The sequence below is a fragment of the Aeribacillus sp. FSL K6-8210 genome (assembly GCF_037963925.1).
In the GTDB taxonomy this organism is placed as follows: Bacteria; Bacillota; Bacilli; order Bacillales; family Aeribacillaceae; genus Aeribacillus; species Aeribacillus composti.
In genome coordinates this window covers 3570594-3595311 of record NZ_CP150172.1, presented here as the reverse complement: position 1 = coordinate 3595311, position 24718 = coordinate 3570594, and the positions used below count along the sequence as shown (strand labels likewise).

20 protein-coding genes are annotated in these 24718 nt (G+C 39.3%); 18 read left to right on the top strand and 2 right to left on the bottom strand.

Going from position 1 to position 24718, the window contains the following annotated elements; all coding sequences use genetic code 11:
- Positions 1-5: 5 nt before the first annotated feature.
- The 8 genes from purD to NSQ41_RS17340 all read left to right on the top strand — a co-directional run bounded on the left by purD (position 6) and on the right by NSQ41_RS17340 (position 11048).
- Positions 6-1256, top strand: a complete 1251-nt coding sequence (gene purD / locus NSQ41_RS17375) for a phosphoribosylamine--glycine ligase (protein WP_117017208.1) — start codon at positions 6-8, stop codon at positions 1254-1256.
- Positions 1257-1628: 372 nt separating this feature from the next.
- On the top strand, positions 1629-3368 hold the full coding sequence (locus tag NSQ41_RS17370; RefSeq protein WP_339210483.1) for an adenine deaminase C-terminal domain-containing protein: 1740 nt from the start codon (positions 1629-1631) through the stop codon (positions 3366-3368).
- Positions 3369-3405: 37 nt separating this feature from the next.
- Complete coding sequence (locus NSQ41_RS17365) at positions 3406-4443, top strand: DUF3048 domain-containing protein (protein WP_339210481.1); 1038 nt, start codon at positions 3406-3408, stop codon at positions 4441-4443.
- Between the two features lie 3 nt (positions 4444-4446).
- Positions 4447-4752: a YerC/YecD family TrpR-related protein gene (locus tag NSQ41_RS17360; protein WP_063388817.1), complete on the top strand. Its 306-nt coding sequence runs from the start codon at positions 4447-4449 to the stop codon at positions 4750-4752.
- Between the two features lie 204 nt (positions 4753-4956).
- Positions 4957-5643, top strand: a complete 687-nt coding sequence (locus tag NSQ41_RS17355; protein ID WP_339210479.1) for a heptaprenylglyceryl phosphate synthase — start codon at positions 4957-4959, stop codon at positions 5641-5643.
- Between the two features lie 27 nt (positions 5644-5670).
- Positions 5671-7851 carry a DNA helicase PcrA gene (gene pcrA / locus NSQ41_RS17350; protein ID WP_339210477.1) on the top strand — a complete coding sequence of 727 codons (2181 nt, stop codon included), beginning with the start codon at positions 5671-5673 and terminating at the stop codon, positions 7849-7851.
- Between the two features lie 26 nt (positions 7852-7877).
- On the top strand, positions 7878-9881 hold the full coding sequence (ligA, locus tag NSQ41_RS17345; RefSeq protein ID WP_066250775.1) for an NAD-dependent DNA ligase LigA: 2004 nt from the start codon (positions 7878-7880) through the stop codon (positions 9879-9881).
- A gap of 15 nt (positions 9882-9896) precedes the next feature.
- Positions 9897-11048 (top strand): CamS family sex pheromone protein, encoded by a 1152-nt coding sequence (locus tag NSQ41_RS17340; protein WP_339197724.1) that lies wholly within the window; start codon positions 9897-9899, stop codon positions 11046-11048.
- 85 nt (positions 11049-11133) lie between these two features.
- Here NSQ41_RS17340 and NSQ41_RS17335 read toward each other — a convergent pair whose 3' ends face one another.
- Positions 11134-11292: a YjcZ family sporulation protein gene (locus NSQ41_RS17335; protein ID WP_082829587.1), complete on the bottom strand. Its 159-nt coding sequence runs from the start codon at positions 11290-11292 to the stop codon at positions 11134-11136.
- Between the two features lie 273 nt (positions 11293-11565).
- On the opposite strand from NSQ41_RS17335, the gene gatC reads away from it, so the two are divergent.
- From gatC to NSQ41_RS17315, 4 genes are all read left to right on the top strand, one after another.
- Positions 11566-11856 (top strand): Asp-tRNA(Asn)/Glu-tRNA(Gln) amidotransferase subunit GatC, encoded by a 291-nt coding sequence (gatC, locus tag NSQ41_RS17330; RefSeq protein ID WP_063388808.1) that lies wholly within the window; start codon positions 11566-11568, stop codon positions 11854-11856.
- 16 nt (positions 11857-11872) lie between these two features.
- The gene (gene gatA, locus NSQ41_RS17325; protein WP_094244375.1) at positions 11873-13330 is read left to right on the top strand and encodes an Asp-tRNA(Asn)/Glu-tRNA(Gln) amidotransferase subunit GatA; all 1458 of its coding nucleotides are present in this window, start codon (positions 11873-11875) and stop codon (positions 13328-13330) included.
- Positions 13331-13343: 13 nt separating this feature from the next.
- Positions 13344-14774 carry an Asp-tRNA(Asn)/Glu-tRNA(Gln) amidotransferase subunit GatB gene (gene gatB / locus NSQ41_RS17320; protein ID WP_144597463.1) on the top strand — a complete coding sequence of 477 codons (1431 nt, stop codon included), beginning with the start codon at positions 13344-13346 and terminating at the stop codon, positions 14772-14774.
- Positions 14775-15043: 269 nt separating this feature from the next.
- Positions 15044-15973: a diacylglycerol kinase gene (locus NSQ41_RS17315; RefSeq protein WP_339210475.1), complete on the top strand. Its 930-nt coding sequence runs from the start codon at positions 15044-15046 to the stop codon at positions 15971-15973.
- A 196-nt stretch (positions 15974-16169) separates the two neighbouring features.
- Here the strand turns inward: NSQ41_RS17315 and NSQ41_RS17310 are convergent, their stop codons facing one another.
- Positions 16170-16325 carry a Fur-regulated basic protein FbpA gene (locus NSQ41_RS17310; protein ID WP_082829588.1) on the bottom strand — a complete coding sequence of 52 codons (156 nt, stop codon included), beginning with the start codon at positions 16323-16325 and terminating at the stop codon, positions 16170-16172.
- 180 nt (positions 16326-16505) lie between these two features.
- Between NSQ41_RS17310 and rlmD the strand changes: the two genes are divergently transcribed.
- The 6 genes from rlmD to NSQ41_RS17280 all read left to right on the top strand — a co-directional run bounded on the left by rlmD (position 16506) and on the right by NSQ41_RS17280 (position 24705).
- The gene (rlmD, locus tag NSQ41_RS17305) at positions 16506-17879 is read left to right on the top strand and encodes a 23S rRNA (uracil(1939)-C(5))-methyltransferase RlmD (RefSeq protein WP_339210473.1); all 1374 of its coding nucleotides are present in this window, start codon (positions 16506-16508) and stop codon (positions 17877-17879) included.
- A gap of 391 nt (positions 17880-18270) precedes the next feature.
- On the top strand, positions 18271-19578 hold the full coding sequence (locus NSQ41_RS17300; protein WP_339210472.1) for a DNA methyltransferase: 1308 nt from the start codon (positions 18271-18273) through the stop codon (positions 19576-19578).
- A gap of 3 nt (positions 19579-19581) precedes the next feature.
- Positions 19582-20718: a DUF262 domain-containing protein gene (locus NSQ41_RS17295; protein WP_339193443.1), complete on the top strand. Its 1137-nt coding sequence runs from the start codon at positions 19582-19584 to the stop codon at positions 20716-20718.
- Positions 20705-21415, top strand: a complete 711-nt coding sequence (locus NSQ41_RS17290; RefSeq protein WP_339193441.1) for an MAE_28990/MAE_18760 family HEPN-like nuclease — start codon at positions 20705-20707, stop codon at positions 21413-21415. Before NSQ41_RS17295 ends, NSQ41_RS17290 begins: the two co-directional genes overlap by 14 nt.
- 667 nt (positions 21416-22082) lie before the next feature.
- A complete protein-coding gene (locus tag NSQ41_RS17285) occupies positions 22083-23540 on the top strand; it encodes a class I SAM-dependent DNA methyltransferase (RefSeq protein ID WP_339193439.1) in 1458 nt (485 codons plus the stop codon).
- Positions 23541-23547: 7 nt separating this feature from the next.
- Positions 23548-24705, top strand: a complete 1158-nt coding sequence (locus NSQ41_RS17280) for a restriction endonuclease subunit S (protein ID WP_339193437.1) — start codon at positions 23548-23550, stop codon at positions 24703-24705.
- Positions 24706-24718 lie beyond the last annotated feature (13 nt).

Below are 24718 nucleotides of genomic sequence, written 5' to 3'. Positions count from 1 at the left end.
TGATGATGAAAGTACTTGTTATTGGAAAAGGGGGCCGTGAGCATGCGATCGCTTGGAAGGCGGCCAAAAGCCCTCTCGTTGAAAAAGTGTATGTCGCGCCTGGCAATGATGGTATGAAAGACGTTGCAATAAGAGTTCCGATTTCAGAAGAACAAACAGACGAATTGATCCAATTTGCCAAAACAAACAACATTGATTTAACCATTGTTGGTCCTGAAATTCCTTTAATGAACGGTATTGTCAACGAATTTGAAGACGCTGGATTAACTGTATTCGGACCGAGGAAAGAAGCGGCAATTATTGAAGGAAGCAAATCATTTGCAAAAAATTTAATGAAAAAATATAACATTCCGACTGCCAATTATGAAACGTTCTCTGATTTTGCCAAAGCGAAGCAATATGTAGAAGAAAAAGGCGCCCCGATTGTGATTAAAGCGGATGGGCTTGCGGCGGGAAAAGGTGTCGTTGTTGCGATGACAAATGAAGAAGCAATTGACACGCTGTCCGGCTATTTAAAGGAAAATAAGCTGGGAGAAGCAGGAAAATCCGTTGTAATTGAAGAATTTTTGACAGGTGAAGAGTTTTCCCTTATGGCTTTCGTAAACGGAGAAAACATTTACCCGATGGTGATTGCGCAGGATCATAAGCGGGCCTTTGACGGAGACAAAGGACCGAATACAGGTGGAATGGGGGCTTATTCTCCTGTCCCGCAAATTTCTGATGATGTTGTTCATGAGTCTGTAGAGAAAATTTTAAAGCCGGTAGCGAAAGCTTTGAAAAATGAAGGAGCGGCATTTACCGGTATTCTTTATGCCGGCCTCATGCTGACAAAAGACGGCCCGAAGGTGATTGAATTCAATGCGCGTTTTGGAGATCCAGAAACACAGGTAGTTCTTCCTCGACTAAAATCAGACCTTATCGATGTGATGTTGAAAGTGTTAAAAGGAGAACCGGTTGAACTTGAATGGACAGATCAAGCGGTGTTGGGAGTCGTTGTGGCGGCGGAAGGCTATCCGGGCAGCTATAAGAAAGGAACACCGATCGGTTTGTTAAAGGTTGGTGCGGATGCCCTTTTATTCCATGCCGGAACAAAAGAGGAAGGCGGCCAATTTGTAACAGACGGGGGTCGTGTATACCTTGTGGCGTCATTTGGAGATAATTTAAAAAATGCGCAAGAAAAAGTGTACAAGCAATTAAAAGAGCTTGAGACGGAAGGTTTGTTTTATCGTAAAGACATCGGCTATCGCGCATTATAACGAATTTGGCTTTCAATATTCCGAACCGATGAATACTAATAAATAAAAGACATATCTACCACATATTTTATAAACCTTTCCAATGGGACAGGAGGATGTTCCTGTCCTTTTCATTTTATAAAGGAATGTAATCGGCATTTTTGACATAGCTTCTTCTTAAACAACTTCCTATTTTGACCGCTCATTATTAAAAATAAACCAGCGTTTCTTCTATTAGGAAACGATCAATCAAGAAAGCCTCTGCACCGTTATCCCAAGTTCAAAATTTTGTAAGAAACTTTAGTGCTTTAATATTTTTCATATGTTAATATATAAAGTAACAGAGTCACTATTTTGAGTAATTACTTTTAATTGAGGAGGACTGAGCAGATCATGCGATCTGGTGCTTTTTGGAAAGCCCATGAAATTCGTGAACATATAGATGTCGTTTCAAATAGATTAGCACCAACCTTGTGGTTGAAAAATGCAGTATTTTTACATCCATATTTAAACCAGTGGGTGAAGTCAAATATTTGGATTTATAAAGACCGCATTATTTATGTCGGCAATGAAGAGCCGGAAAAAACAGCAAATACGGAAATATTTGATTGCAAAGGACTTTATTTAGTTCCTGGCTATATTGAACCGCACGCCCATCCGTTTCAATTATATAATCCTCATTCGCTTGCACAACATGTATCGCAAACGGGAACTACAACACTAATATGCGATAACCTATTTTTGCTATTACAATTCCCAAAAAAGAAAGCGTTTTCTTTTGTTGAAGATATGCAATCTTCTCCAGTTCAGTTTTTTTGGTGGGCCCGCTATGACTTACAAACGGAATGCAGAGAAGAAGATCAACTCATTCCGCCAGATGTCGTGAAACAATGGATCGAGCATCCAGCCGTTATTCAAGGAGGAGAATTGACAGGCTGGCCAAAGCTTCTTTTAGGGGATGACTTGTTTTTACACTGGATTCATGAGACAAAAAAGGTCGGGAAGCGTGTAGAAGGCCATTTTCCAGGGGCTTCTCGAAAAACATTGACAAAAATGAAATTATTTGGTGTCGATTCCGATCACGAATCTATTAGCGGAGAAGAAGTATATAATCGATTGTTATGCGGATACAGCGTGCCGCTCCGCTATTCTTCAATACGGCCGGATTTGCCGAAATTGTTGGAAGAGCTGCTTGCATTTGGAGTTAATCGTTTTGACGAAATGTTTTTTACAACGGATGGTTCAACGCCTGCTTTTTATGAAAATGGAATGATTAATCAGACCATTCAAATAGCGCTGGAGGCCGGAATTCCAGAGTTTGAGGCTTATAAAATGGCAACGTACAATGTTGCTAGATATTATATGCTTGATTCAAAATTGGGAGTAATCGGTCCTGGCAGGTTAGCCTCCATAAATTTTCTGGAAGCGAAAAATAACCCGAACCCAGTGGCTGTTTTGGCGAAAGGGAAATGGATTCATAAGGACGGTCAGGTGTTTGATCATTTCCCTCAAGCAGACTGGAACAAATATGAAGTTGCACCGCTTGAACTTGATTGGGATTTGACAATGGATGATCTTCAATTTTCTATGCCGATGGGATTAAAAATGAGAAACACGGTTATTATTGAGCCGTATTCCATCACTATTGACAACTTCGTTGATGAACTTCCGCTAGATCATGACGAAAGCTTCCTCGCTGTCATCGATAAAAAAGGGAAATGGCGGATCAATACAATGTTAAAAGGCTTCGCAAAGGGGATAAAAGGCTTTGCAAGCACTTATTCAACGACTGGAGATGTGGTGTTGATAGGGAAAAACAAACAAGATATGATGCATGCATTTTCCAGATTGAAAGAAATCGGCGGTGGAATAGTATTAACGGAAAATGGCCAAGTGATTTATGAAATGCCTCTTAACATTAACGGCGCTGCGTCATCGAAAGAATTTAAAGAGGTCATTAAGGAAGAAAATGGTTTGGTCCAGATTATGAGAGAAAAGGGCTATAAATTTTTAGACCCGATTCACAGCCTGCTCTTTTTATCTTCCACACATTTACCATATATTCGGATTACACAGGAAGGAATTTATGATGTTATGAAAAAAACAATACTCTTTCCGACAATAATACGTTAAAATATAAAAGGGATAAATTAGTTAAGGTTGTGAATGAATGAAAAGGACATTGATTTTATTTACGATGCTTTTCTTTGTCTTTATAACAGCTTGCACGAATGAAAAAGAAAAAGAGAAAACAAATGACGAACCGTCATCATCTGAAAATCAGCCAATTGAAAAAGAAACAGCCGTAAGCCCTTTGACAGGAAATGCTGCGACCGGAAATATTGACAGCCGCCCAATTGCTGTCACGATTAACAACCATCCGAAAGCGAGGCCTCAATCAGGATTAAATAAAGCGGATATTGTTTACGAGGCTTTAGCTGAAGGCACGATCACGCGCTTTTTAGCCATTTATCAAAGCGAGAAGCCAAAAATTATCGGTCCAGTCAGAAGTGCGCGGGAATATTTTGTCGATTTGAGTAAAGGGTATGAAGCAATTTATATCAGTCACGGCTGGAGTCCCACTGCTAAAGAAATGCTGGAGTCAGAGCATCTAGACTATTTAAACGGTCTGTTTTATGATGGTACGCTGTTTTGGCGGGATTCAACCCGGAAAGCTCCTCATAACTCGTATATTTCTTTTGAAAATGTCGTAAAAGGAGCAAAAGAAAACGGGTATTCAATGACAAAGGAAGTTGCCCCGCTGCCTTTTCTTTCAGATGAAGAAATAAACGGCATTTCTGGAGAAGAAATGTTAGAAGCCGTTGTTTCTTATGGTTCTAAACCGGAATGGCGCATTAAATATGCTTTCGATCAGCAGCTAGGCCGCTATAAGCGGTATTCCGGGGACGAACTGACAGTCGATCGGGAAACGGAAGAACCTGTTCTTTTAGACAACATTTTTATTGTCCAAATGGATCATCGTTTCCTTGATGATTACGGCCGCAGAACGATTGATTTAAACTCTGGGGGCGAAGGGATTCTTTTGCAAAAAGGTATGATGAAAAGGGTCGATTGGAAAAATGTGAACGGACGCATCCTTCCTTATGAAAATGAAGAACAAGTAAAATTAGTTCCCGGCCATACTTGGATCAATATCGTGCCAGATTTGGATCAGGCTTTTCAAAATTTAGCTGAGAAAGGAGAATGATGCATGCAAATTGACAAGCTGCGGGGGAGAGAGTTAGACCAATTGTTCCGGGCTATCCTTTCTTTAAGAGATTTGGAGGAATGCTACCGTTTTTTTGATGATCTTTGCACCGTCAATGAAATCCAATCGCTTGCCCAACGGTTTGAAGTTGCAAGAATGCTACAGGAAGGCTATACGTATCATAAAATTGAAACAGAAACAGGTGCATCGACAGCGACTATCTCCCGGGTAAAACGGTGCTTGAATTACGGAAATGATGCTTATGCAATGGCGCTTGAAAGAATTAAAGATGACAACGCTTCGTCATAAATTGGGCTGCTGGATGAAATCAGCAGCTCTTTTTTAGTTTAGAACTTTTAAAACTCTGAAAGGCTTCTTCAATTTAGCTTGAAAATCCCCTCCCATTAAAAAAACTCTTTCTAAACATCTACAGACTTTCATTGATTCCCCATTTTTTTGTCCTATTATAATTTGATATAATAATGAAATGGTATATGAAATGGAGGATTATGTATGTATGATGTGAACGAGTGGAGACATGTGTTTAAGCTCGATCCGAATAAAACCATTTCCGATGAACAGCTTGAAAAAATTTGCGAATCGAAAACGGACGCTGTTATCATTGGAGGAAGCGACAATGTAACGGAAGATAATGTTCTTTCTTTGCTTTCGCGGGTGCGGCGTTTTCTCGTTCCATGCGTGCTGGAAGTATCGAACTTAGAAGCAATTGTTCCTGGATTTGATTTGTATTTTATTCCGACGGTTTTAAACAGCCGAAATACTACATGGATTACGGAGCTGCATCACCAAGCAATGAAAGAGTTTGGTGACATTATGAACTGGAATGATATTTTAATGGAAGGTTATTGCATTTTAAATGGAGAGTGCAAAGCCGCAAAATTGACCGAAGCAAAGACGGAGCTTAATGTGGATGATATTAAAGCGTATGCGAGAATGGCGGAAAACATGTTTCATCTTCCGCTCTTTTATTTAGAATATAGCGGAACGTACGGCAATGTTGAAGCAGTAAAAGCAGCGAAATCGGTTTTAACGAATACTAGGCTTATTTATGGGGGCGGCATTCAAAATGCTGCGCAAGCAAAAGAAATGGCCGAGCACGCTGACATCATCGTTGTCGGGAATGCCATTTATGAAAATTTACAATCAGCGCTTGAAACTGTCCGCGCTGTTAAAGGGTAAAGAAAGTGAAAATGAGGTGAGTGTTGAATGCATTTTTTGACTGAGCAGCTCCTCTCAGGTTTGAATGAACAGCAGCAAAAAGCGACGAAACATACGGAAGGTCCTCTTTTAATCATGGCGGGTGCAGGCAGCGGCAAGACAAGGGTTCTCACCCACCGGATCGCTTATTTAATGGCAGAAAAAGGAGTAGCACCTTGGAATATTCTTGCTATTACCTTCACAAATAAAGCAGCGAGGGAAATGAAAGACCGGATTGAACAACTGCTTGGCCCTGGTGCTGAGGAAATATGGATTTCCACTTTTCACTCGATGTGCGTGCGAATCCTTCGCCGAGATATTGACCGGATCGGCGTCAATCGCAATTTTACGATATTGGATACATCAGACCAATTGTCTGTCATCAAAGGAATTTTAAAAGAACGAAACATTGATCCTAAAAAATATGATCCTCGAGCTATTCTCGGCACTATCAGCAGCGCGAAAAACGATCTCATTTCCCCGGAGGAATTTGCTCGTCAAGCAGGAGATGTGTGGGAGCAAATTGTCAGCGATATCTATATCGACTACCAAAAAAAATTGTTGAAAAACCAAGCTCTTGATTTTGATGACCTCATTATGTCAACGATACTGCTTTTTCAACGTGTTCCAGAAGTACTCGAATATTATCAGCGGAAATTTCAATACATTCATGTTGATGAATATCAAGATACAAACCGCGCACAATACACGCTTGTAAAGATGCTGGCATCCCGTTTTCAAAATATTTGTGTTGTCGGCGATTCGGATCAATCGATTTATCGCTGGCGAGGGGCGGACATCGGAAACATTTTATCGTTTGAAAAAGATTATCCGAACGCTAAAGTGATTTTGCTTGAACAAAATTATCGTTCTACCAAGCGTATTTTGCATGCGGCTAATGAAGTCATTAAAAATAATATGAACAGAAAGCCGAAAAATTTATGGACGGAAAACCCTGAGGGGAAAAAAATTATTTACTACCGGGCTGATCACGAAATTGGGGAGGCCCAGTTTGTCGCCAAGCAAATTCAAGAGCTCGTCCAATCGGGCAAAAGAAGACTTTCCGATATTGCTGTATTGTACCGTACAAATGCACAGTCCCGTGTCATAGAGGAAGTGCTGTTAAAATCGAATATTGATTATAAAATTGTCGGCGGCATAAAGTTCTATGACCGGAAAGAAATCAAGGATATTCTTGCATACATGCGTCTAGTGGCAAACCAGAATGATGATATTAGTTTGGTGCGAATCATCAATGTTCCGAAACGGGGCATCGGTGCATCAACCGTTGAAAAAATAATGAATTATGCAGCCCAGCAAGGTATCTCGATGTTTGCTGCTTTAGAAGAAATGGAACATATCGGGGTCAGCACTCGTGCTATGAAAGTGTTGACGGAATTCCGTGAATTGATCCAGCAGCTGTCACAAATGCAAGACTATGTGTCTGTTACTGAGCTTGTGGAAGAGATTCTTGACAGAACCGGCTACAGGGAGATGCTTAAGCAGGAAAAAACATTGGAAGCCCAAGGTCGTTTAGAGAACATTGATGAATTTTTATCTGTAACTCAAAACTTTGAAAAGCAAAATGAGGACAAAAGCCTCGTCGCCTTTTTAACGGATTTGGCCTTGATTGCGGACATTGACCGCATTGATGAAGAGCAATCGGAGCAGAAAGATTCCGTGTTATTGATGACGATCCATTCGGCAAAAGGTTTAGAGTTTCCGGTTGTATTTATGATCGGGATGGAAGAAGGTGTATTTCCTCACAACCGAGCCTTGATGGAAGAGGCGGAAATGGAGGAAGAGCGCCGGCTGGCATACGTCGGGATAACGCGGGCAGAGGAAGAATTGTATGTAACAAATGCGAAAATGAGGACCCTTTTTGGAAGAACAAACATGAACCCGGAATCTCGTTTTATTGAAGAGATGCCGAAAGAGGTTTTAGAAGACTTAAATGAAAAGAAATCTCCAAAGCCGAAACTAAATAGAACAATCGGAGCCAAATCAACGGGAGGAGATGTAAAGGCTTGGTCAGTAGGTGATAAAGCCGTGCACGGAAAATGGGGTGTCGGTGTTGTCGTCCGAGTGAAAGGCGATGGGGAGGATCAAGAACTTGACGTGGCATTTCCAAGTCCTGTCGGCATAAAACGGTTGCTTGCTAAATTTGCACCAATTGAAAAAGTACAGTAACTATTTGAAGGAAGGAATTGACACATATGGACAAACGTACGGCAGAAAACCGTGTAAAAGAATTGCACAAGCTTTTGAATCAATATAATTATGAATATCACGTTCTTGACAATCCGTCTGTTCCTGACGCAGAGTATGACCGCCTCATGAGAGAACTAATAGAACTTGAAGAAAAATATCCAGAGCTGAAAACCCCTGATTCTCCCTCCCAGCGGGTGGGGGGCGCTGTTTTAGATGCTTTCCGAAAAGTGGCGCACCGCGTGCCGATGCTAAGTTTGGCAAACGCTTTTAATGAGCAGGACTTGCGTGACTTTGACAGGCGAGTCCGCCAAGCAGTTGGGGATGTCGAATATGTAGTGGAGCTGAAAATTGACGGGCTTGCGGTTTCCCTTCGATATGAAAACGGCCTGTTTGTACAAGGATCAACACGAGGAGACGGCACGACGGGGGAAGATATCACGGAAAATTTAAAAACGATCCGCTCGATCCCTTTGAGACTAAAGAAAAATTTATCGATGGAAGTGCGCGGGGAAGCATTTATGCCGAAAGCATCATTTGAGAAATTAAATGAGGAGCGCATTGCAAAAGGGGAAGTTCCGTTTGCCAATCCGAGAAACGCTGCGGCTGGTTCCTTGCGCCAGCTAGACCCAAAAATTGCCGCGAAACGAAATTTAGATATTTTCGTCTATAACATAGCAGAGCTTGGCGATACCGGAGTGTCTTCTCATAGTGAAGCATTGGACTTGCTTGATGAACTCGGCTTTAAAACAAATCGTGAACGCAGAAAATGCAAAAACATCGACGAAGTGATCGAGCTGCTTGATCAATTGTTGGAAAAGCGCTCTCAGCTTCCGTATGATATTGACGGAGTTGTAATTAAGGTTGATAGTTTGCGTCAGCAGGAAGCGCTCGGGGCAACTGCGAAAAGCCCGAGATGGGCGATTGCCTATAAGTTTCCGGCAGAAGAGGTGGTGACGAAGCTGCTGGATATTGAACTCGCTGTCGGACGCACCGGCGTCATTACCCCAACAGCGATCTTAGAGCCTGTAAAGGTTGCCGGGACAACCGTCAAACGAGCTTCCCTTCATAATGAAGATTTGATTCGGGAAAAAGATATTAAGCTTGGGGACTTCGTCGTCGTGAAAAAAGCCGGGGACATCATTCCTGAAATTGTAAATGTTCTTGTTGACAGAAGAACAGGCAATGAACAGGATTTTCGGATGCCTTCGCACTGTCCTGAATGCAATAGCGAGCTGGTCCGGTTGGAAGGAGAAGTTGCGCTTAGATGCATTAATCCAAAATGTCCGGCGCAAATTCGCGAAGGTCTCATCCATTTTGTTTCCCGAAATGCGATGAATATTGAAGGACTAGGGGAGCGCGTCATCACCCAATTGTTTAAAGAAGGCTTGATTCAAGATGTAGCGGATTTATACAAATTAACAAAACCCCAATTGCTTCAGCTTGAACGGATGGGTGAAAAATCAACGGATAATTTGTTGCACGCGATTGAACGGTCGAAGGAAAATTCGCTGGAGCGCCTTTTATTCGGTTTAGGCATTCGCTATGTCGGCGAAAAAGCCGCCAAGATTTTAGCAGAGCATTTTGAAACAATGGAGCGGCTGCAAAGCGCGACAAGAGAACAATTAATCAACATACCGGAAATCGGAGAAAAAATGGCTGATTCCATCGCTACTTTTTTTGAACAGCCTGAAGTAAAAGAATTGATTGAAGAATTAAAGTCGTTCGGCGTCAATATGACGTATAAAGGTCCGAAACGGACAAATTCAGATGAAGGGGATTCGTATTTTGCCGGTAAGACAATCGTTTTAACAGGGAAGCTTGCTGAAATGTCCCGCAATGAAGCAAAAGAACAAATTGAAGCAAGAGGCGGAAAAGTTACTGGCAGTGTGAGCAAAAAAACAGATCTTGTAATCGCTGGTGAAGATGCCGGCAGCAAGCTTGCAAAAGCTCGCGAATTAAACATAGAGGTTTGGGATGAGTCTCGTTTACTTGAAGAACTAAGGAAATAGGAGAGGGAAGGTACCTTGAAAAAACTTTTGATCATAGCGGCAGCGTGCATGGCTGTGCTCAGTGCATGCTCGCAGGACATTGGAGAACCGGAGCAAATTGTACAAGAGACGGAAGAATCAACGGAAGAAAAAGCAATTATACCGAAATACAGAATTTCGGAAGATTATTATAAGATGCTCGTGCCTTTTAAAACGAGTGAAGCGCGAGGGCTTGTGGCAAGCAATCTCAATACAAGATTTGATGTTGATGAATTTGAAACTGGTCTTATGCGGATGGCCAGCGACAAGTTTCCAACGGATAAATATGTGTTTCAAGAAGGACAATATTTAGACAAAAAAACTGTCCAAAACTGGCTTAGCCGCAAGCTGGAAGGAAAAGATTTAGAAGAAGCGAAAAAAAAGGATAAATCTTTCAAAAATGAAGGTTTAAATCCGCCAGAAAGCTCCGAAAAAAGCCCCATTTATGTAACGCATATACTTGAACATAATTACCTTGTAAAAAAAGATGAAAAAACACTTGAGCTTGGCGGAGTGTCGATCGGTTTGGCCTTGAATTCTGTTTATTATTACCGCACGGAAGACGGCATCCAAAAAGAAAATAAAATAGACAAGGCCACCATTGAAAAGAAAGGGAAGGAAATCGCACAAGTGGTTGTGAAGAGGCTTCGAGATATAGAAGGATTAGAAAAAGTGCCGATTGTCGTTTCCCTTTACGAACAAGCGCCTAAATCTTCGATTGTTCCAGGGCACTTTTTTGCAAGAACAATCGTTGATGGCGGAAGCGAAAATATCGGAAAGTGGGAAAATATTAACGAAGAGTATTACTTTTTCCCATCTGAAGAGGGAACAAAGAAAAAACCGGACGATGCCAACACATTTAAACGTTTGAAAGGTGATATTGAAGACTTTTTCCCTAACTACACAGGTATCATTGGGAAAGCTTTTTATCAAGACGGTGAAATGAAGCAAATGAAAATAGAAATACCGGTTCAGTTTTACGGTAAAACAGAAGTCATCGCCTTTACACAATTTTTAACTGGGAAAGTTGTGGAATATTACAAAGACTATATTTCTCTGGAAGTGACCATCAACTCTTCAAGAGGCCCGGAAGCGCTCATCGTAAGAGAGGCAGGACAGGAAAAACCAACAGTTCATGTTTTTCAATAAAAAAAACAGGTGATTTCAAAAAGGGGGGATTTTGAAATCACCTTTATATTGATCGTTTTTTGGCGGGCATTTGGTTAAACGGTGTTTACCACTTTACAAAAGCAGTACCGACAATGATCAACAAAATGAACAATACTACTATAAGGGCAAATCCGCCGCCGTGTCCGAATCCACCACCGTACCCGAATCCGCCGTCATATCCTCCGTAACCGTAGCCTTGACAAGAACCGAATCCAAAACTCATGTTTTTCACCTCCGAATAATGTACCGTACAATATTTTTATATTCACGAATGAATAAAACGTTTGGACGAATGTACCTATATTTGAATTTTTGGTTGAAGTCCTTCGACGTTTTGAAAATTACATATGAAAAGAAAATCATCTGTAAGAGGGGCTTTTTTCAGCCTGCCTTCGTGCAATATTGTTTCAACATTTCGGGGGTGTTGCTTTATCTGGCTAAAATTTGATATTATCAGAGTATTGCAGTGTGTTCGAAAAAGTGGAGGTGAATTGGAATGTCACGCATTTCGAAAGAACAAGTAAAACATGTTGCTCATCTTGCCCGCTTGGCAATTACGGAAGAGGAAGCAGAGATGTTTACCAATCAGCTTGACGCGATTATAACGTTTGCTGAGCAGTTAAATGAATTGGATACGGAGAACGTTCAACCAACTTCCCACGTTTTGGATATGAAAAATGTCATGCGCGAAGATCAACCTGAGCCGGGTCTTCCACGGGAAGTTGCGTTGAAAAATGCTCCTGACCAAAAAGACGGACAATTCCGCGTACCAGCCATTCTTGAGTAAGGAGGACGAAGCGAACATGGCTCTGTTTGATCATAAAATATCTGAATTAAAACAAATGCTGCACCGAAAAGAAATTTCCGTCTCCGATCTTGTCGACGAGTCTTACAAGCGCATTCAAGAAGTCGACGGAAAGGTAGAAGCTTTCTTAACCCTCGATGAAGAACGAGCCCGGGAAAAAGCAAAACAACTGGATAATGAAATAGGAAAAAAAGATACATACGGTTTATTGTTTGGCATGCCGATAGGGATTAAAGATAACATTGTGACAAAGGATTTACGCACAACCTGTGCAAGCAAAATTCTTGAAAACTTTGACCCAATTTATGATGCAACGGTTATGCGCAAGCTGGAAGAAGCTGAAGCGATTACGATCGGCAAATTAAACATGGATGAGTTTGCGATGGGATCATCCACTGAAACGTCCGCATTTAAAAAGACGAAAAACCCATGGAATTTAGAAGCGGTTCCAGGCGGTTCCAGCGGCGGCAGCGCAGCGGCTGTCAGCGCAGGAGAAGTTCCGTTTGCACTAGGCTCTGATACAGGCGGCTCGATTCGCCAGCCGGCAGCATTCTGCGGGGTTGTTGGCTTGAAGCCTACATATGGACGAGTCTCCCGTTTCGGATTAGTCGCATTCGCGTCTTCATTAGATCAAATCGGACCGATAACAAGAACTGTTGAAGACAACGCTTACCTTCTTCAAGTCATTTCAGGTCTTGATCCAATGGATTCCACAAGTGCAAATGTGGAAGTTCCTGATTATATATCCGCTTTAACTGGAGATATTAAAGGGCTGAAAATTGCGGTTCCGAAAGAGTATTTAGGTGAAGGGGTAAGCCGTGAGTCGCGCGAGGCCGTACTGGCTGCTTTAAAAGTACTCGAAGGATTGGGCGCAGAATGGGAAGAAGTATCTTTGCCGCATTCCAAATACGGTATTGCTACATATTATTTGCTTGCCTCATCCGAAGCATCTGCGAATCTCGCACGTTTTGACGGAGTCCGATACGGTTATCGCTCCGACAACGCTGAAACCTTGATCGATATGTATAAACAAACACGCGCGGAAGGCTTTGGAAATGAGGTAAAACGCCGCATTATGCTCGGTACATTTGCATTAAGCTCTGGATATTATGATGCTTATTACAAAAAAGCGCAGCAAGTGCGCACGCTTATTAAAAAAGATTTTGAAGACGTTTTTGAAAAATATGACGTCATCATCGGACCGACAACCCCGACTCCAGCATTTAAAATCGGCGAAAAAATTGACGATCCACTCACGATGTATGCGAACGATATTTTAACAATCAATGTGAACCTTGCCGGAGTTCCTGCTATTTCCGTACCTTGCGGATTTGCCAACGGCCTGCCGCTGGGATTGCAAATCATCGGCAAGCATTTTGACGAGAGCACCGTTTATCGCGTTGCCCATGCATACGAACAAGCAACAGACTTCCATAAACAAAAACCGGAACTGTAAGGGGTGAGAACTAATGAACTTTGAAACGGTCATCGGACTTGAAGTACATGTGGAATTGAAAACGAAATCGAAAATCTTTTCCAGTGCACCAAACGCTTTCGGTGCTGAACCAAATACAAACACAACGGTCATTGACCTCGGATACCCGGGAGTTTTGCCCGTTTTAAATAAAGAAGCCGTTGAATTCGCAATGAAAGCTGCGATGGCATTGAACTGCGAAGTGGCTACTTATACAAAGTTTGACCGGAAAAACTATTTTTATCCGGACAACCCGAAAGCATATCAAATTTCCCAATATGATCAGCCGATCGGTCAAAACGGCTGGATTGAAATTGAAGTGAACGGAAAGAAAAAGAAAATCGGCATTACGCGCCTTCATTTAGAAGAGGATGCTGGCAAATTGACGCATACTGGCGACGGCTATTCTCTTGTAGACTTTAACCGTCAAGGAACACCGCTGATTGAAATTGTATCAGAGCCGGACATCCGCTCACCTGAAGAAGCCTATGCATATTTGGAAAAATTAAAATCGATTATTCAATATACTGGCGTATCCGACTGTAAAATGGAAGAAGGATCTCTTCGCTGTGACGCAAACATTTCGCTCCGCCCGATCGGACAAAAAGAATTTGGCACAAAAACAGAATTGAAAAACTTAAACTCATTTAACTTTGTGCGCAAAGGGCTCGAATATGAAGAAAAACGTCAGGCGGAAGTGCTTTTATCCGGCGGAGTCATTCAACAAGAAACACGCCGTTTTGATGAGGCTACAGGGAAAACGATTTTAATGCGCGTTAAAGAAGGATCAGACGATTATCGTTATTTTCCTGAACCTGATTTAGTCACTCTTTACATTGATGATGAGTGGAAAGAAAGAGTCCGGTCATCGATTCCGGAGCTGCCGGATGCGCGCCAAAAACGATATGTTGAAGAGCTTGGACTCCCAGCGTATGATGCTAAAGTGCTGACAATGACGAAAGAAATGTCTGATTTCTTTGAAGCAACAGTTAAAGCCGGAGCTGATGCGAAACAAGCTTCTAACTGGCTGATGGGAGAAGTATCAGCATATTTAAATGCAGAGCAAAAAGAGTTGTCTGAAGTGGCGCTCACCCCGGAAAGTCTTGCAGGAATGATCAAGCTGATCGAAAATGGAACCATCTCCTCCAAAATCGCGAAAAAAGTGTTCAAAGAGCTGATTGAAAAAGGTGGAGACCCTGAAAAAATCGTGAAAGAAAAAGGGCTTGTTCAAATTTCTGATGAAGGTGCCATCTTAAAGCTTGTAATCGAAACATTGGATGAAAATGAGCAATCGGTTATCGACTTTAAAAACGGAAAAGATAAAGCGATTGGCTTTCTAGTCGGTCAAATTATGAAAAAAACGAAGGGGCAAGCCAACCCGCAATTAGTAAACAAATTGTTATTACAAGAAATAAAGAAACGATAATTTTAATAGACGCTCAGCTTAGCAGCTGGGTGTTTTATTTATAGTAAAATGGAAATAAAACCCATCCGTGAATTTTTGAAGCTGGAATTTGAAAAAAGTGTTTAAATGGTGAACAGTTTTATCAAAATAAAAATAGAATAAACGTTTATTGACAAAAGTAGTATAAATGAACACAAATGATAGAAAAAACTTGTTTGTTTTGGCAAAAAGGAATAATCTATTAATGATTCTATTTTTACAATAGAAATGGATAGTATAGGATGATGTGAATGAAACGCGCAAGAATCATTTATAACCCCACATCTGGTCGAGAGTCTTTCAAAAAACAGCTCCCTGAAGTTCTTGCTAAATTTGAAGAGGCCGGCTATGAAACATCGTGCCATGCTACTACCGGTGAAGGAGATGCGACAAATGCAGCGAAACAGGCTGCTGAACGCGGGTTTGACCTCATTATCGCTGCGGGTGGAGACGGTACGGTGAACGAAGTTGTGAACGGGCTCGCAGTCATGGAAAATCGTCCGACGCTCGGAATCATCCCCGTCGGAACTACAAACGATTTTGCCCGTGCAATCGGCATTCCCCGCGACAATATTTTGCACGCAGTCGATACGCTGCTGAACGGCGTAAAAAGGAAAATAGACATTGGAAAAGTGAATAACCAATATTTTATTAATATTGCCGGCGGCGGAAAATTAACAGAGCTTACTTATGACGTTCCAAGCAAATTAAAGACCGTTTTAGGACAGCTTGCTTATTATTTAAAGGGCATTGAAATGCTCCCTTCCATCCATCCGACAGAGGTGGAAATTGAATATGATGGCAAGCTGTTTCAAGGAGAGATCATGCTGTTTTTAATCAGCTTGACAAATTCGGTCGGAGGGTTTGAAAAGTTGGCTCCAGACTCAATTTTAAATGATGGCATGTTTGATTTACTGATTTTGAAAAAAGTCAGCCTCGCGGAGTTTATTCGCCTTGCCAGCTTGGCGTTAAAAGGCGAGCATATTCACAGTGAAAATGTAATTTATACAAAAGCCAATCGGATAAAAGTAAAGACAGAAGACAAAATGCAGTTAAACTTGGACGGCGAATACGGAGGACTCCTGCCTGCTGAATTTGAAAACCTGTATCAATATATTGAGATCATCATGTCGAAAGAAAAAGCAGAAAAAAACGCGCCAATTGAAAAGAGCAGCGAATAGGCTGCTCTTTACCGTTTTTGAATAGATGAAATGCGGCTCCCCGCGCTAATTTCAACGATTTATATGACTTGTCTGCAACATTTTGCTTAAAAGAACCACTGCAAAAGCTTTGCAGGCAGCTTGTTAAACAAAATGTAATGAAAGAAAGGTGCAGCTGTTTTTACAGCCTTGCTTTCAAGCTGGAAAAACGAAATTTTTATTTTCCATAATGGTAATGATCGCTTTCAATTTTATTGACAAGTTTTAACAACTCAATGACGTTCAATTCATATAATTGTTGTCCATCTTCCCCTTTGTAAACACCGTTGGCAATAAGCTGTTCGATGAGTGACTCTTTAAAACTTTGATCCATGTAAATTCACTCCTTCAGCTAATATAGACGCTTTTTCATCAACCAATGTTACGTGCCGCCCTTTTATATTTTCATTACAATAGTATTTCCTATTATGACAATAATAAAATCACTTGGGTCATTTTTACGGTTGTGATACAATTTTTTCAGTCCATTCTGATCAAAAAGGAAGAAAACAACATGGAAGCACCAGTGAAGAAAAATGATTATTACGATGTATTGTTTGAAGATTTAACACATGACGGGGCAGGAGTAGCCAAAATCAACGGCTTTCCTTTATTTGTCCCGAATGCTTTGCCTGGAGAAAAGGGAACAGTCAAAGTTGTCAAAGTAAAAAAAGGCTATGGATACGGACGTCTCATGAAATTATCGGAAACAAGCCCCGATCGGGCAGATGCGCTTTGTCCTATATACAAACAATGCGGAGGCTGCCAGCTTCAGCATGTAAGCTATGACGGCCAACTGCGCCATAAGCAAAAAATAGTAAAAGAAACGCTTGCCCGCATCGGAAAAGTGGATGTAGAAAAAGTCACGGTTCATCCAACGATCGGAATGAGCGATCCTTGGAATTATCGAAATAAAGCACAGGTTCCAATCGGGGAGCGGGAAGGCGCCCTGATTGCAGGCTTTTATCAGCAAAGAACGCACGAAATTATCGATATGGAGAGATGTCTCATTCAGCAGACGGAAAACGATCGAATTGTCCGAGAAGTTAAAGCGATATTGAACCGCTATCACATCCGGGCTTACAACGAACAAACCCATCAAGGATGGCTGCGCCATATCGTTGTCCGCTACGGGTATCAAACAAAGCAAGCGATGCTTGTTTTCGTTACCCGAACAGCTGATTTTCCACATAAAAAGAAAATTTTAGCTGAAATTACCGCTAAATTTCCAAACATTCGATCGATTGTCCAAAACATAAACCCGAAACGGACAAACGTCATATTTGGCGAAGAAACAAAGCTGCTTTCGGGTTTGGAATATATATATGATTATATCGGATCAATTAAGTTTGCCATTTCCGCACGCTCTTTTTACCAAGTGAACCCTGAACAGACGAAGGTTCTTTACGAAAAAGCGTTAGAATACGCCGAACTTACCGGAGAAGAAACGGTCATCGACGCCTATTGCGGGATCGGAACGATTTCACTCTTCCTTGCGCAAAAAGCTAAAAAAGTGTACGGCGTGGAAATTGTGCCCGATGCCATTGAAGATGCCAAACGAAATGCAAAACTAAACGGCATCGAGAACGTTGAATTTGCCGTCGGTGAAGCAGAGGAGATCATGCCCAAATGGCATGCACAAGGAATTCGCGCAGACGTCATCGTCGTGGATCCTCCTCGAAAAGGCTGCGATCATTCACTGCTTCAAACAATTATAGCAATGAAACCAAAAAAAGTCGTCTACGTCTCCTGCAACCCGGCGACATTAGCGCGCGACATTGCCATCCTAGAACAAGGCGGCTACGAAACAAAAGAAGTCCAGCCAGTCGACATGTTCCCGCATACGGCGCACGTTGAGTGCTGTGCGTTGCTCGTAAAAAAGCTATAACTTTAAAATAAACATTTGTGATTGAAAATAAAATTTTGCGAAAAAACAGGAAGACAGGGGAGAAGGGGAAATCCTTCTCCTTCAAGCTTTGAACCCACTTTTTTTAGCAAGACTTTTATTTTTTATTTGCGAAAAAATCGAAGAATAGGTGTTATGGAAAGAATTGGTTTTTATATCAAACAGAAAATTTGGATTTAGCAAATTTTATCGAACAAAAAATTGAAGTATACATAGTGGATGAAGTGTCTTTAACAAGTATGATTAGGACTTTTTTATTTTAGGGTAAATTGATGAAGAACTTTATGATAAATATAATGAAGGAATCTTATGTTAATTACGCGTTATAATAGTGTAAACAATATTTTTATAGAAAAGACATAAGGATGAGGTTATGATGTTATTGGGAGTGTCTAACAATCCTAAGAGAGATTTTTTGTACAAATTTGGGAAAACAGCGTGGTATGAGTATTATGCAGGATATTCACCTCGATTTGTTAAAAATATTTTAGATATCCTTAATCTACAAGAAGGGGATATTATATTAGATCCTTGGAACGGAAGTGGAACAACAACTCAAGTTGCGGCAGAAAATAAATATTATTCGATAGGATTTGATATTAATCCTATTATGGTAATAGTTTCAAAGGCGAGGTGCGTTAATAGAAATTCTATACCAAAGTTATTAATGATATGTGAAAAAATAATAAAGAAAGCAAAATACTATTGGAAGTATCCTTGGATTTCGCCTGAACCACTAGAAATTTGGCTAACACCAAAGAGTGCAAAAGTGTTTAGAAATATTGAAAGAGCGATTCAACAGATTGCATGTGATAAAGATGAATATTTGATAATTTTTTATGAAGAGAGTTTGGAATCTATAAACAGTGTGGCTGCCTTTTTTTATGTTGCATTATTTAGAGCCTTGAAAAAATTTTTGGAAAAATTTAGATCATCTAACCCTACTTGGATTAAGAAACCAAAATCTCCAGAGGAAAGGGTTGATTTAAAAAAAGAGGATATTTTTAGGGAGTTCCAATATCAAGTTGAATTTATGATAAATCAATTTGAACATGAATCAGATAGTTATGTTGATTTAGAACGCTTAACGAAAATAGATATAGCATCATCGGATAATATTCCTCTTAAAGATAATGAAATAGATGCAGTCATTACCTCTCCACCATATTGTACAAGAATTGATTATGCTGTTTTAACTAGTTTAGAATTAGCTCTTATAGGATGTCCAATTGAGGAAATGGAGAAATTAAGGAAAAGAATGATTGGATCACCTGTCATTAATGAAAGTATTCCAACATTAAATAGTAATTGGGGAAAAACATGCCTTGAAACATTATCAAAAATTAGTAGCCATAATTCCAAAGCATCAAAAACTTATTATTACAAAACATATTTGCAATATTTTGATTCAATTTATAAGTCGATTGTAGAAATTAATCGTGTGTTGAAGCGAAATGGATATGGTGTCTTTGTTGTTCAAGACTCATATTATAAGGATGTACATGTTAACTTACCACAAATTATAATTGAAATGACAAAAGGTTTAGGATGGACTCAATATTGTAAAGAGGATTTTGAATCGAAAGTTTCAATGGCAGAAATAAATCCAAAAATCAGAAAATATAGAGTAAATACTAAAAGTGTGGAAAGTGTCATTATATTTAAAAAAACGAGGGGATGAAAAGTGGAAAAATCTCGAATTACAGATAATGAACTTATAGAAATTGTTGATTCTAAGATAAAAAAAGTCAGAACGAGAAGTTTAGATTTGTCATTTAATGAGTTGTTAGACATGTACGAAAATGGTGAACTTATAATAGACCCTGATTATCAGAGATTATTCCGTTGGTCTGAAGAAAAACAATCTCGCTTTATAGAATCTCTAATTTTAGAAATGCCTATCCCACCAATATATGTAATTGAGAGAGAAGAAGGAGTATATGAACTAATAGATGGTTTACAAAGGATATCTTCTTATTTACATTTTCGCGGTTCATTAAAAACTAAGAAAAACCAATATTTAACATTAACTGGGTGCGATATAGTTAATCAATTAGATGGCTACACATATAATGATTTGCCAAAGCCACTTCAAATAAAACTAAAAAGGAATTTTGTACGTGTTGAAATTATTAGAAGAGAAAGTGACCAGAGATTACGCTATTATATGTTTAAAAGGTTAAATACAGGTGGGGAACTTTTAAGTGAACAAGAAATAAGAAATTGTACTATTAGGTTGTTAGACGATAAATTTAATGAGTTTATTATTGAATTAAGCAAAAATGAAGATTTTGTAAATTGTATATCCAATTTATCTGATGAAAAGAAAGATCAAAAATATGATGAAGAATTAGTGTTACGATTTTTTGCCTTTAAAAATTATCGCCATAAATATCGACATGATGTCGGATCCTTTATGACGGATTATATGGAAGGGGTCTCTTATAAGAAAGGCGAAGAGGGACATATAGAATTTGACTATGATAAGGAAAGAGAAATTTTTAATAAAACTTTTAAAGTACTTAATTTAACTTTGGGAGAATATGTTTTTTCTAGAACGAATAACAATGGAAAATTTATATCTTCTTTTTCTCCTTATCATTTTGAAGCTTTTACTTTAGGAATACAAAAATATTTAGACCAAATTAATTATGATAATGAATTTATCGAAAAATTAAAAAATGAATTTATTGAAATAAAAAATGATAGTAATTTTAAAGCATTAACAACAGGAGGAGGTAAAAATACCCCTAATCAATTAGCGCAAAGAATTAAGTTTGTTGAGGATCGGGTAGGTGCACTAATAAATGAGAGAAATTGATTTAATTGATATCCGTTCTCAACTTGAAGAGGAAATGACATGGAGAAGTAATGAGATTAGATTATTACGTAATCAGCTTGCTTATATAGAAGATGATGAAGATAAAAAAAGATATAGAAAAGCATTAGTTGTTATGCTTTATTCACATTATGAAGGGTTTTGCAGAACAGCTTTTCTAATTTATGTAGATGCTATCAATAAAGCGAAAGTCCTACGCAAAGCAGCTAATGATTATATAGTTGCATGTTCTTTTGCAGAAGAATTTCAAGCTTATGAGGATGCTAGTAGAAAGCCTGAAATTTATAGGAAAATTTTTGGAAATAAATTACCTGACGATACAAAATTACATTCTTATGCCCGTCAAGTGGATTTTATTTCTAATATGCATTCTTTTTTAGATAAGCCGGTAACTATACCTGATACGGTTGTAGATACAGAATCTAATCTTTGGCCTGTTGTTTTAAAAAAGATATTATTTAGATTGGGTTTGCCATATGATGCTTTTAAAGAATATGAAGGCCAAATTTCAATGTTATTGAATAGGCGTAATGGAATTGCACATGGTCGTGATAAAGAAGGGTTTGATGAAAACACATATTCAGAAATTGAAAAGGCAACTTTTGAAGTAATGAAAGCAGTTATTGAAGTTATAATGAGTGCTTTAAAAGAAAAAAGATATTTAAAAGAAAGTTGCTAATTAAGTAAAGTGGCACTGGTAAATCGACAGAAGTAAAAAAGTTAATTAAGCATCCTGAGTATTGTATGTTCATAATCTATTTTTTTAATCAAATCCTAATATTATTAAAATTCCTTTTATTTAATTCCAACAGCCAACTGGTCCGTTTGCATGTTTGGAGCATGAAGAATCCCGCGAATCTCCCTCAAGCAAAGCATCCTGTATATACTTTGGTGTGGCGGTGGAGAGCTCTCCATCTCTTGTGAGTGGAAAGATGTACGAGGTCAACGTCTTACTCGGGTCGTCAACTGACGTGGATACGAAGTTTCAATCGCCTTTTCGTTCTTCTATGTGTTCATAAGGTGCGTCTCTAGCTGCTCTTCTACTTGCGCCTCGAGAATTTGATTCAGGACTGGTTCCGGCGAATTGGTTAATCCCTCATCTCTGGTCATAACTCATACCAAAATTAACAATTTATAGTAATATGACATAGAGCCACTGTTACTTTCCTCTTTATGTTTGCTGTTTATTCTATACAAAGAGGGAACAACATGGCTCTTTTTCTATTTTCTTTTTTACACAATGACGAACTTAATTTTGACAGCAGGTTTAATTTCATTATATTGGAGTTTTTAATGCTGATAGAACAATGTATAATTAAATTCGGAAATAATAAGGAGGCTGCTATATGATTACTGGAGAATTAAAGAACAAAGTCGATAAAATATGGGAAACGTTTTGGACGGGCGGAATTACGAACCCGCTGACGGTCATTGAACAATTTACATACCTCTTATTTATTAAAGGACTCGATGAAGCTGAAACCCAAAGAGAACAAGAGGCTGCTTTATTAGGAATTGAGTTTGAACGAATCTTTCCTGAAGATAAACAACACTTGCGTTGGAGCAAGTTTAAAAATCTAGAAGCTTCCCAAATGTATGAAATTGTATCTGAGGAAGTATTTCCTTTTATTAAAAGCTTGCATGGCAATAAAAATTCCGCATATGCCAAGTATATGAGCGATGCGATTTTTATGATTCCTATGCCGCAAATGCTTTCCAAAATTGTGGACGGCATTGATAAGCTCCCAATGAAGGACCGCGATTTACAAGGGGATTTATATGAATATTTGCTATCCAAAATCGCGACAGCAGGTACGAACGGGCAATTCCGCACGCCGCGTCATATTATCAAGATGATGGTAGAGTTAGTCAAACCAACACCGGAAGATATTATTGTTGATCCGGCCGCCGGTTCCGCAGGGTTTTTAGTCGCAGCGGGCGAATATTTGCGCAAACATCGCAGCGACTTATTTTTGGTGCAAAGTTTAAAAGAGCATTTTAATAACCATATGTTCTACGGTTTTGATATGGACCGCACGATGTTGCGCATCGGTGCGATGAACATGATGCTCCATGGCATTGAAAATCCGAATATCGAATATCGCGACTCTTTATCGGAACAAAACAAAGATAAGGACAAATACACCCTTGTCCTTGCCAATCCGCCGTTTAAAGGCTCCTTGGATTACGAAGCCGTTTCTAGTGACCTATTAAAAATTGCAAAAACAAAGAAAACAGAGCTTTTATTCTTGGCGTTATTCTTACGCATCTTAAAAACGGGCGGACGCTGTGCGTGCATCGTGCCAGATGGGGTATTGTTCGGCAGCTCGAAGGCGCATAAAGACATCCGCAAAGAAATTGTGGAAAATCATAAATTAGAAGCGATTATTTCCATGCCAAGCGGCGTATTTAAACCATACGCCGGCGTTTCAACAGCGGTTATGATTTTTACGAAAACAGGCGTAGGCGGAACGGATCAAGTATGGTTCTATGACATGAAAGCCGATGGCTACTCGTTGGATGACAAGCGTACCCCGATTGAGGAAAATGACATTCCGGACATCATTGCGCGCTTCCATAACCGTGAAGCGGAAAAAGACCGGAAACGTACGGAGCAGTCGTTCTTCGTGCCGGTGGAAGAAATCCGGGAAAATGACTATGACCTTTCGATTAACAAATATAAAGAAATTGAGTATGAAGAAGTACAGTATGAAGCGCCAAGTGTGATACTTGAAAGAGTGGAAACGTTGGAAAAAGAGATTATGCAAGGATTACAAGAGTTGAAACAAATGATTAGAGGGTAGGGGTCTTATGACAGTAACTTTAAAGAGACTTGGTGACATAGCCACTTATGTTAATGGTTATGCTTTTAAGCCTACTGACTGGAAAAACAAAGGTTTGCCTATAATAAGAATTCAAAACTTGACAAACCCAGATAGCCCATTTAACTATTATCAAGGGGAAATTGATGATAAATATATTGTAAATAAAGGAGATATACTCATATCTTGGTCCGCTAGTCTAGGTGTATTTGAATGGTTGGGAGAGAAAGCAGTACTAAATCAACATATCTTCAAAGTTATTTTCGACAAAGAGGATATTGATAAAAGTTATTTTAAATATATAGTACAAAGGTCTTTAGAAAGAGCATTAAAATATTTACATGGTTCTACCATGAAACACATTACTAAAAAATACTTTGATAATATTCTTGTCCCTATTCCAGATTTAGTAACACAGAAAAAAATAGCTAAAGTACTAGACAAAGCCCAAGAACTCATCGACAAACGAAAAGCCCAAATTGAAGCGTTGGACCAGTTAACGCAAAGTGTGTTTTTGGAGATGTTTGGGGATCCAATCAAAAATACAAATCAATACAAGAAAGAAAAGTTAGCTAATTTGTGTATTAAAATAACGGATGGTACTCATCACTCGCCACCTACTGTAAAAGAAGGTATCCCGTACATTACTGCTAAACACTTGAACAAGGGAGGCCTAGATTTCTTCAAAGACCCTACTTACGTCTCGCTAGAAGATCATCAAAAAATTTATGAAAGATGTAACCCAGAGAAAGGGGACGTTCTATATATAAAAGATGGAGCTACAACAGGCATTGCTGCAATAAATCATTATGATTTCGAATTTAGTATGCTATCTAGTTTGGCACTTATTAAAGTCGATTTTAATAAATTGAATAATTACTATTTAACCCATTTTCTTAATAACGAGAGAGTTTTCAGAAAAATAACAAGTGGTATGAACGGTGGAGCAATTAAGAGACTAACATTAAAAAAAATTAACAATATTGAGGTAGTTGTTCCTCCTATTGAATTACAAAATCAATTTGCTGAAATTATTAAAAAAATTGAAATTCAAAAAGAATTATTGCAGAAAAGTTTAGAAGAACTCGAAAATAACTTCAATTCCCTCATGCAACGTGTATTTAAGGGAGAACTATTCAACGATTAATAAATGTGAAGGA